Consider the following 9,290-nt stretch of genomic DNA (forward strand, 5'->3'; position numbering starts at 1 on the left):
TAGCGTAGGCGTGAATGAACAAATTATAGCGAATTACGTTAGACACCAGGGCGAAAAGGATTCTGGCCAACTCCGCATGGAGTTGTAACAGTAAGTACCCCGTGCATGCACGGGGGTATCTACTCTAAAATTAATGGATTTGGCTTTCTGTATCGAGTTGGAAAGAGGGTAAGCGCCACTTAAAACGAACCGCGGCCATACGCAGTACATAACCAACCACTAGGGTAATGATGGTACTGGTCACATCATTCACGCCAAATTCCAGTAACGTCAAATACAGTCCAGATGCGACAAGCGATACAGACGCATATAACTCTTCATGCAGAACTAGCGGTGTTTGACGACAGATAAGGTCACGCAGTAACCCGCCAAACACACCTGTTACCAACGCCGCTACCATACAAATCATCGCATGATGACCCATACTCATTGCCACTTTGGTGCCAATAATACTAAATACAATCAACCCTAATGCATCTAAGCGAATAAATAGGCCTTTTAGCTTGATGACCCACTTTGCAAGTCCTGTCGTTAAGACACCCGCTAAGCAAGTAATGGCTAAAAACTCGGGGTTTTTAACCCAACCTAGTGGATAATGTCCGAGTAAAATATCTCTTACAGTACCACCACCAATCGCGGTAGCGCTGGCCACTAACATCACACCAAACCAATCCATTTTACGGCGACCTGCACTCAATGCTCCGGTCATCGCTTCGGCGGTAATTCCAATAATATATAAAACGCTGAGCAACATACGTGTGATACCCCGGCAAACGTAAATAGCACCCATATTGCATATGGGGATGAAAATGAAGGCGCAAGTGTAGTGGGAAACGCTACAACTGACGAATGAGTTTTTATAACGAGAAACCGTTTGCTTGATAAATAAAACTAATCGCATGCAAAGCGAAACCAGCACATTGATGCGGTTAGGCTTTACCTAAAAGTGAAAAAACGCGAGAATGTGCAGCGAAAATTATTTGATACTTAAATTCACTATGACTCACCACTATTCAGACCTTATCTCTATCTTCAACCTGACTTTTTTTGAGCCGTTTAATACGCGTTTAGAACTAGGTGGTGATGAGCCTATTTATCTTCCTGCTGATGAGCACTCCGATTACCACCGTATTATTTTTGCTCATGGTTTCTTTGCGTCCGCATTACATGAGATAGCACATTGGTGTGTCGCCGGGCCAAAACGTCGCTTATTGGAAGACTTCGGTTATTGGTATGAGCCAGATGGTCGCACCGCGCAAGTTCAAGCTGAGTTTGAAAAAGTGGAAATTCGTCCACAAGCGTATGAATGGATTTTGTCTGTGAGTGCAGGCTTTCCTTTTAGTGTCAGTTGTGACAACCTACACGGCAATTTTGAGCCTGATCGCATCGTGTTTATGACCAAAGTACACCAAGAAGTGATGTCGATTTTGCAGCTCGGCTTACCACCGCGAGTAAAAATGTTGTCTGATGCATTGCGTGCTTTTTATGGTACGCCAGAGTTAACTTCAGAACTTTTTATCGTCAAATAACAAGATAAAAATAGAGAGAAATAAGAAGGTTATGATTATTGAATTTGAAGAAAAATTGCTAGAAATGATTGATGTACGCATTGCAACGGCATCGGATGATGAATTATTTGCTGGTGGTTATTTACGTGGTCATATCTCTCTTTCTGCGGCTTCTTGCGAAGAGGAAGGTATCGATGATGTTACGATTTTCAAAGCACGTATAGAACAGAGCCTAGAACAAGCTCGTTCTGAATTAAGCCCTGCTGACCGTGTAATTGTATTTGATCTGTGGACAGAGCTACATAACCAAGCGTAACGCCTCACTGTGCTATGAGGCGTTTTACAGGTGTCGTGTTAGATGACTATTCGGTAATCGCCTTTCCTTTTCTCAGCTTTCTTACCCACATGCGACTTGGGTGAAGCATTTCTAGAACGTCAACCGGCAAAGGCAGAGGGTCGCCACTTATCTGTGAAGCTAATAATTCAGCCATCAGCGGCGCAGAACTCAGCCCACGAGAACCTAAACCTAATAAGCAATACAAATTAGGGTATTGAGCGACAGGCTCGACATCTTGCTCGCTTTGAGTATGCAGCTGTCGATAATTAGTTTTAATTTGTTCAAAGTCTCCCACCGCGCCGACAAAGGGAAGATGATCTCGGCTGACACAACGAACCCCTTGGCGAGCTTGATTGCCAGATGTATCGATATCCTTCGGCCAGTTTTGGTTTGCAATGCAATTTATTAAACGCTGACCATTTTCTTGTTGCGCGATTGGGTCAAACGCTTGATTAATTTGGCTTCGGTCATAGCTCGCCCCAATACAATGCTGTTGATTAAGTGGGTTGTGTGGTGTCATATAGCCGTCATAGCACAATACGCTGCTGAGTTTTTGCAAGTTATCCGTGGTAGGAATATGGCTGACTTGTCCTTTCACTTTGCCTAATGGTACATAACGAGTTTGGTCGAACTGGTCGAATTGATGACCATTAGCAATAATGATGGATTGATGAGGCTTTTCTATGCCATTGATACTTAATATCCACTGTTGCTGTATTTCATCCCAACGTAATTTTTCCACTCGGTGATTAAAGTAGGCGTTAAAGGAATCGTTTTTTTCTAAAGTCTCAATTAGCCCTTGAGTAAGCTGAGCAGGGCATAGCCATCCGCCTAATGGATAGTAAATACTTTCCATTGTATTAGGCAGTCCGATATTGAGTTCAGTTTGTTGTGGATTACAGTGGTGCATCAGTTGTGAGTTAAAGCTCCCATCAAGCATGGCGTTTTGCTTTTTGGTTGATTTTTCATCCCACATGAGCTGAGTGACACCGCACCAGTCGTGATCAAATGCGGTTTGTGTAGCCATCTGCTCAACAAATTGTCGAGCGAATAAAAAAGCCGGAGCAAAGACACGAGAAACTCCAGTGTGGTTGCCATTAAGCAGTGGGTATATTGCCCCTTGACGATTTCCTGATGCACCTTGAGCAGGCTTTTCATCTGCACAATACAAGCTGACACTAATGCCGCGGCGAGTGAGTGTTTTCGCTAAGGTGGCACTGGCAATTCCGCCACCAATGATCGCTACGTCGGTTACATGGTTTGATGACGTGGTTGCAAACCAAGGTTTGATGTTGCTATAAGGCTGCTTACTGTCCAGTTTGCCGGCAATCATCTCTCGTTTAGTACCAAAACCTTTGACTTTTTGCATGGCAAAACCGGCATCAATTAATCCTCGGCGTACAAAGCCTGCTGCGGTAAAGGTAGCACAAGTGCAATCTTGCTTGGCGAGCTTAGCCATGCCATCAAATAGGGTTTGATTCCACATTTCTGGGTTTTTGCTTGGTGCAAAACCATCTAAAAACCAAGCGTCAATTAAGCCATGTTCAGGGGTCGGAACTTGGGGCATGCAATCTTTGATATCACCAAACCAGAGATCAAGGGTGATCGCACCATCATCCAAAACAATACGATGACATTCAGGGACTGCAATCGGATAGTGTGTATGAAGTTTTCTTGCATATTCAGCTAATTCTGGCCAAGCTTGGTGGGCTTTTATTAAGTCTTGTTGGTTGAGCGGATACTTTTCGAAACTAATAAAATGCAGTGTTTGCAAAGTGGCGTCTGGGTTTTGCTGCTTAAATGCATCAAACCATTGCCAAACAGCAAGAAAGTTTAAGCCTGTACCAAAACCAGTTTCTGCTATCACAAAACGTTTTTGGTCATAGGTATGCCATCTTTGAGGGAGATGATTCTGTTTAAGAAACACGTAACGTGTCTCTTCGAGACCATTTACGTTAGAGAAATAGACATCATCAAATTGGTCAGAAACAGGCGTACCAGCTTCATTCCAACCGAGTTCTGCGTTGGTAATGGTAGTCATAATGTTTGAATTCTGTGAAATCAGGCGATATATAGGGTTAGATTGTACGAATTTCTGGGAAAGCTGACCACTTTTGTTATCCTTCTTAGTTATCATCTAGCAGAATTTTGAATTATAGGAATGTCACATGAAACGAGTCGTAATCACTGGTATGGGTATTGTTTCAAGTATCGGTAACAACGTCGAAGAAGTTTTAGCGTCTTTAAAAGCAGGAAAGTCGGGTATCACAGCTTCTGAGCAGTTCAAAGAGAACGGTTTGCGCTCTCAAGTTTGGGGTAACCTAAAAATGAACCCTGCCGACCATATCGATCGCAAACAAATGCGCTTTATGGGTGATGCGGCAGCGTTTGCATACCTATCGATGGAACAAGCGATTGCTGATTCTGGCCTAGCACCAGAGCAAGTATCTAACGATCGTACTGGCATTGTCGCTGGTTCAGGCGGCGCTTCGTCTTATAACCAAGTGATTGCTGTTGATACATTACGCACAAAAGGCGTGAAGCGTGTTGGCCCTTATATGGTTCCACGTACTATGTCTTCAACGGTGTCTGCGTGTCTTGCAACGCCGTTTAAAATCCGTGGCGTAAACTACACCATGAGCTCAGCGTGTGCGACTTCTGCACACTGTATTGGTCATGCGATGGAGCTTATCCAACTAGGTAAGCAAGATGTCGTATTTGCTGGTGGTGGTGAAGAGCTAGATTGGTCACTGACCATGATGTTTGATGCCATGGGTGCACTCTCTACTAAATACAATGAAACACCAGAGAAAGCATCACGTACTTACGATGCTGATCGTGATGGTTTCGTTATTTCAGGTGGCGGCGGTATGGTTGTTGTCGAAGAACTTGAGCACGCTTTGGCTCGCGGCGCAAAAATCTACGGTGAAATTGTTGGCTACGGTGCGACATCCGATGGCTACGACATGGTTGCTCCATCAGGTGAAGGCGCAGTACGTTGTATGAAGATGGCAATGCAAAGCGTAGAAAGTGTTGATTATGTGAATACTCACGGTACTTCAACCCCGGTTGGTGATGTGAAAGAGCTAGGTGCAATCCAAGAAGTCTTTGGTGGTAACAGCCCTGCAATTTCTGCAACTAAAGCGATGACAGGTCACGCATTAGGCGCGGCGGGCGTACACGAAGCTATCTATTCCACTCTAATGCTTCACCATGGCTTTATCGCACCGAGCATCAATATTGATAATCTAGATGCAGCGGCAGAAGGCCTTGATATTGTTACTGAAGGTCGCGAGCAAGAATTGACTACTGTGATGTCGAATAGCTTTGGTTTTGGTGGTACTAACGCAACATTAGTCATCAAAAAATACCAAGCTTAATCACATCAGGTATTCAGTACCTTACGTGTGATAGGTTTCAGGTTTCCAGAGCGGATCAGCCTAGCTGATCCACAGACGCAGACTTTGTCCCCAGGAGAGCGGGACAAGATCCTTTTGTTCTGGATGTTTGCCCGGTTTCCAATAGGAGCCGGGCATTTTTATTGAAAGCGGGATTTCTTCTCGACAGCTAGTGCGCTTTTCTGCACAATCCCTTCAATTTCCAATAATGTGAACTCCGCTATGAAAATCCTTATTGATGAAAACATGCCTTACGCTGAAGCGCTGTTTAGCCAGCTTGGTGAGGTGGTGTTGAAACCGGGTAGAACCTTAACGGCTGATGATTTGATTGATGTTGATGCGTTAATGATTCGTTCTGTGACGAAAGTGAACCATGCGTTACTCACTAAGGCAAACAAACTTAAGTTTGTCGGAACGGCTACGGCTGGTATGGATCACGTTGATCAGCCATTATTGGCTGAAAAAGGTATCTTTTTTACCGCCGCCCCGGGGTGTAATAAGGTAGGGGTCGCAGAATATGTATTCAGTGTCTTGATGGTGTTAGCGCAGCAACATGGTTTTTCTGCTTTGGGCAAAACCGTCGGTATTATTGGTGCAGGTCAAGTGGGCAGTTACCTAGCTGATTGTTTAACTGGCATTGGTATGAAAGTATTGATTAATGATCCACCTAAGCAAACACAAGGTGATAGCCGTCAATTTACTCATCTTGATGTGTTACTAGATAAGGCAGATGTTATTACTCTTCATACGCCAATCACGACAGAAGGTGAGTGGCCAACCCATCATCTGATGAATGCACAACGATTAGCGGCACTGCGAAATGATCAAATTTTGATTAATGCCGCACGGGGACCAATTGTTGACAACCAAGCACTAAAAGAAAGGCTATTGGAAAAAGATGGCTTTATTGCGGCGTTAGATGTTTTTGAATTTGAGCCTCAAGTAGACATGGAATTGTTGCCGTTATTAGCTTTTGCTACGCCGCATGTGGCTGGCTACGGCTTAGAGGGAAAAGCGCGCGGAACTACGATGATTTTTAATAGTTTTTGCGAATATCTCGACAATGAACATTGTGCCAATGCAAGCAGTTTATTGCCCACTGCTCCTATTCCTGAACTGTATTTAGAACGTGAGTGGGATGAAGCCACTCTGCATAGTCTGACGCAATTAATTTATGATGTGCGTAAAGATGACGCTGTATTTCGTCGCGAAATTAGTACTCCAGGCGCATTTGATCATATGCGTAAAGTGTATTGGGATAGAAGAGAGTACAGCGCGATAACTATTAAAGGGAGTGAGTCATGTAACCTCGCTCCGTTAACCAAATTAGGTTTTAAAACAGAGGTAACAAATGAGCCAAGAATTTAATATCGCCATCTTTGGCGCAACCGGCGCTGTTGGCGAAACCATGCTAGAAGTACTAAAAGATCGAAATTTTCCGGTCGGTGAGTTGTATTTGCTTGCAAGTGAACGTAGTGAAGGCAAAGCCTATCGCTTTAACGGTAAAACGGTACAAGTGCAAAATGTAGAAGATTTCGATTGGTCATTAGCTCACATCGCGCTGTTTTCAGCTGGTGGTGAACTTTCAGCGAAATGGGCACCTATCGCGGCTGAAGAAGGTGTAGTGGTGATCGACAATACCTCTCACTTCCGTTATGAATATGACATTCCATTGGTTGTGCCTGAAGTTAACCCAGAGGCGATTGCTGATTTTCGTAATCGTAACATCATTGCTAACCCAAACTGCTCGACTATCCAAATGTTGGTCGCGCTTAAACCTATCCATGATGCGGTGGGCATTGAGCGTATTAATGTTTCGACTTACCAATCAGTTTCTGGTGCAGGAAAGTCAGGTATTGATGAGCTAGCTGGTCAAACAGCAAGACTTCTCAATGGTATGCCTGCAGAACCTGAAGCGTTCAGCCAGCAAATTGCTTTTAACTGTATTCCACAAATTGATCAGTTTATGGACAACGGATACACCAAAGAAGAAATGAAGATGGTGTGGGAAACACAAAAAATCTTTAATGACTCAACCATCATGGTGAACCCGACTTGTGTTCGTGTGCCGGTATTTTATGGTCATGCTGAATCATTACATATCGAAACCCGTGCCCCTATCGATGCTGAGCAGGTAGTTGAATTACTTGAACAAACGGCCGGAATTACGGTTTTCCAAGGTACAGATTTCCCAACTCAAGTTCGTGACGCTGGCGGTAAAGATGACGTATTGGTTGGACGTATCCGTAACGATATCAGCCACCACAGTGGGATTAATATGTGGGTAGTTGCTGACAACGTCCGTAAAGGTGCAGCAACGAACGCAGTGCAAATTGCAGAAGTACTGATTCGTGACTACTTCTAATACCATATGTGGTATTAGTTGCGAATGAATAAAAAAACCACCGAGATTTCGGTGGTTTTTTTGCTATTTATTTGGCTTGTGCGCGCCAGGGTTTTGTTTGCAGTTACCATCCGCACATTTCCCATAAAGGTAAAGACTGTGGTTGGTTAGTTTAACGTTATACTTTGCTGCGATTTCTTTTTGACGCAATTCAATAACATCATCAGAGAACTCAATCACCTCACCACAATCAAGACAGACTAGGTGATCATGATGATGTTGTGTTGAAAGTTCAAATACTGATTTTCCACCTTCAAAGTGGTGACGAGTGACAATACCTGCATCATCAAATTGGTTTAATACTCGATAAACCGTCGCAAGACCGATTTCTTCACCAAGATCAATCAATTTCTTATACAGTTCTTCAGCACTGATATGTTGGCAGTCAGGCTGCTGTAATACTTCTAAAATTTTTAGCCTTGGAAGGGTAACTTTAAGGCCTGCATCCTTCAGCGCTTGGTTATTATCTGACATATACTTTCCTGTTGATGATCTGCAGCAGTTAACAGAATACATAGTTCTGAGCATTATAGGGCACTGACCGCTAACAATAAACCACGAACTTCAAAGGGTTACTCTGTATTTTCCATAAAGTCGCTCAATATCACTGATATCACAGCTCTGACCAGTTACAATTGTGTAACATTTGTTGGGGCGTGCTGACTTTTAAAGGTTAGCACGTCCTTGTAGTTAAGTAGATATACCCTTCCTACTTGAAGTTTCAGTGGTGTTGGCTACGTTCGCTAACCCCAATCACATAGTTTATCTATGCTCATGGGGATGAACTCACTTGCCGCCTACCTACAACTTCAAGTTGTTTGGGTATAGATTGGAAAGGCGAGCACGGAATGAATCAGTCTTTAGCGAAATTTTATAAACCAAATATAGTCAAATGGGCGTTAAATAGCTGGCCTCCTTTCTGGGGGGCTGGGATCCATATTGATGAAATCAGTGAAGATTTTCGCCAAGTTAAAATGCGCTTGAAGCTAAGATGGTGGAATAAAAACGCTAATCGTACCCAGTATGGAGGCAGTATTTTTTCATTAACCGATCCCGTTTATTCTTTAATGTTGATGGGTATTTTGGGTGAGAAATACTACGTATGGGATAAAGAAGCGAGCATCAATTTTATTAAACCTGGTCAGTCAGATCTCTATGCTGACTTTGAGATCACTCAGGACCAGCTTGATACAATATTTGCCAGTACAGTGAATGGAGATAAGTGTTTTCCTGAGTTCATCATACATGTGAAAAATGCTCAAGGAGACGTGGTCTCAGAAGTGCAGCGAAAATTGTATGTGCGTAAAAAGCCTAAGTACCGCGAAGCGCTGGACTCTGAGCAAGATATGACATTCTCTGAATAGTAATGGCATAACTTATTGATATCGAGGCTTAGCCTCGATATTGCTTACATAGGTTAATCCAAGCATCGGCTGTACGAGATACATAACGTTCAGCGTGCCAAATAACGCCTAAGTGCCAATCTATATTTGGCGTTATTGGTTTCACTAAAATGACCTGAACTCGGGATAAAAATAGGCAGGAACTAAAAGCTGGTTCTGCGATCAGATCTTTCGACTAAAAAGGAAATCATCGCAAAGGAACCAGCTATGAAAAAGTTAACTGACCTATTCTGCCATGTC

The 9,290-nt window shown here is 43.4% G+C and carries 9 protein-coding genes and 1 pseudogene; 6 read left to right on the forward strand and 4 right to left on the reverse strand.

The genetic code is table 11. The features are described from left to right. Positions 1 to 130 precede the first annotated feature (130 nt). Complete coding sequence (locus AACW06_RS18215; RefSeq protein ID WP_053311843.1) at positions 131 to 754, reverse strand: trimeric intracellular cation channel family protein; 624 nt, start codon at positions 752 to 754, stop codon at positions 131 to 133. 244 nt (positions 755 to 998) lie between these two features. Between AACW06_RS18215 and AACW06_RS18220 the strand changes: the two genes are divergently transcribed. Both AACW06_RS18220 and AACW06_RS18225 read left to right on the forward strand, forming a co-directional pair. Continuing rightward, the gene (locus tag AACW06_RS18220; protein WP_192076168.1) at positions 999 to 1,529 is read left to right on the forward strand and encodes an elongation factor P hydroxylase; all 531 of its coding nucleotides are present in this window, start codon (positions 999 to 1,001) and stop codon (positions 1,527 to 1,529) included. A 31-nt stretch (positions 1,530 to 1,560) separates the two neighbouring features. Beyond that, a complete protein-coding gene (locus AACW06_RS18225; protein ID WP_053311841.1) occupies positions 1,561 to 1,824 on the forward strand; it encodes a YfcL family protein in 264 nt (87 codons plus the stop codon). Between the two features lie 46 nt (positions 1,825 to 1,870). Here the strand turns inward: AACW06_RS18225 and mnmC are convergent, their stop codons facing one another. Next, positions 1,871 to 3,886 (reverse strand): bifunctional tRNA (5-methylaminomethyl-2-thiouridine)(34)-methyltransferase MnmD/FAD-dependent 5-carboxymethylaminomethyl-2-thiouridine(34) oxidoreductase MnmC, encoded by a 2,016-nt coding sequence (gene mnmC, locus AACW06_RS18230; protein ID WP_192076165.1) that lies wholly within the window; start codon positions 3,884 to 3,886, stop codon positions 1,871 to 1,873. Positions 3,887 to 4,013: 127 nt separating this feature from the next. Here mnmC and fabB point away from each other — a divergent pair, with 127 nt between their 5' ends. The 3 genes from fabB (at position 4,014) to AACW06_RS18245 (ending at position 7,608) form a co-directional block, all read left to right on the forward strand. Next, the gene (gene fabB, locus AACW06_RS18235; RefSeq protein ID WP_053311839.1) at positions 4,014 to 5,225 is read left to right on the forward strand and encodes a beta-ketoacyl-ACP synthase I; all 1,212 of its coding nucleotides are present in this window, start codon (positions 4,014 to 4,016) and stop codon (positions 5,223 to 5,225) included. Positions 5,226 to 5,465: 240 nt separating this feature from the next. Then, positions 5,466 to 6,611: a 4-phosphoerythronate dehydrogenase gene (locus AACW06_RS18240; protein WP_192076166.1), complete on the forward strand. Its 1,146-nt coding sequence runs from the start codon at positions 5,466 to 5,468 to the stop codon at positions 6,609 to 6,611. After that, complete coding sequence (locus AACW06_RS18245) at positions 6,595 to 7,608, forward strand: aspartate-semialdehyde dehydrogenase (RefSeq protein ID WP_171980672.1); 1,014 nt, start codon at positions 6,595 to 6,597, stop codon at positions 7,606 to 7,608. Before AACW06_RS18240 ends, AACW06_RS18245 begins: the two co-directional genes overlap by 17 nt. Positions 7,609 to 7,671: 63 nt before the next feature. Here AACW06_RS18245 and fcrX read toward each other — a convergent pair whose 3' ends face one another. Beyond that, positions 7,672 to 8,121, reverse strand: coding sequence for a ferric iron uptake transcriptional regulator FcrX (gene fcrX, locus AACW06_RS18250; RefSeq protein WP_172532331.1), 450 nt, complete (start codon positions 8,119 to 8,121; stop codon positions 7,672 to 7,674). A gap of 374 nt (positions 8,122 to 8,495) precedes the next feature. On the opposite strand from fcrX, the gene AACW06_RS18255 reads away from it, so the two are divergent. After that, positions 8,496 to 9,011 (forward strand): DUF4442 domain-containing protein, encoded by a 516-nt coding sequence (locus tag AACW06_RS18255; RefSeq protein WP_192076167.1) that lies wholly within the window; start codon positions 8,496 to 8,498, stop codon positions 9,009 to 9,011. Between the two features lie 28 nt (positions 9,012 to 9,039). Here the strand turns inward: AACW06_RS18255 and AACW06_RS21105 are convergent. Continuing rightward, positions 9,040 to 9,162 (reverse strand): annotated as a pseudogene (locus AACW06_RS21105) (LysR family transcriptional regulator); the annotation flags it as partial. Positions 9,163 to 9,290 lie beyond the last annotated feature (128 nt).

The organism is Vibrio sp. S12_S33, assembly GCF_963889785.1.
GTDB lineage: Bacteria > Pseudomonadota > Gammaproteobacteria > Enterobacterales > Vibrionaceae > Vibrio > Vibrio aestuarianus.

Bases quoted from the DNA above. Each gene is read 5' to 3' on its own strand.
- AACW06_RS18215 (WP_053311843.1), bottom strand. From the start codon at position 754: ATGTTGCTCAGCGTTTTATATATTATTGGAATTACCGCCGAAGCGATG.
- AACW06_RS18220 (WP_192076168.1), top strand. From the start codon at position 999: ATGACTCACCACTATTCAGACCTTATCTCTATCTTCAACCTGACTTTT.
- AACW06_RS18225 (WP_053311841.1), top strand. From the start codon at position 1,561: ATGATTATTGAATTTGAAGAAAAATTGCTAGAAATGATTGATGTACGC.
- mnmC (WP_192076165.1), bottom strand. From the start codon at position 3,886: ATGACTACCATTACCAACGCAGAACTCGGTTGGAATGAAGCTGGTACG.
- fabB (WP_053311839.1), top strand. From the start codon at position 4,014: ATGAAACGAGTCGTAATCACTGGTATGGGTATTGTTTCAAGTATCGGT.
- AACW06_RS18240 (WP_192076166.1), top strand. From the start codon at position 5,466: ATGAAAATCCTTATTGATGAAAACATGCCTTACGCTGAAGCGCTGTTT.
- AACW06_RS18245 (WP_171980672.1), top strand. From the start codon at position 6,595: ATGAGCCAAGAATTTAATATCGCCATCTTTGGCGCAACCGGCGCTGTT.
- fcrX (WP_172532331.1), bottom strand. From the start codon at position 8,121: ATGTCAGATAATAACCAAGCGCTGAAGGATGCAGGCCTTAAAGTTACC.
- AACW06_RS18255 (WP_192076167.1), top strand. From the start codon at position 8,496: ATGAATCAGTCTTTAGCGAAATTTTATAAACCAAATATAGTCAAATGG.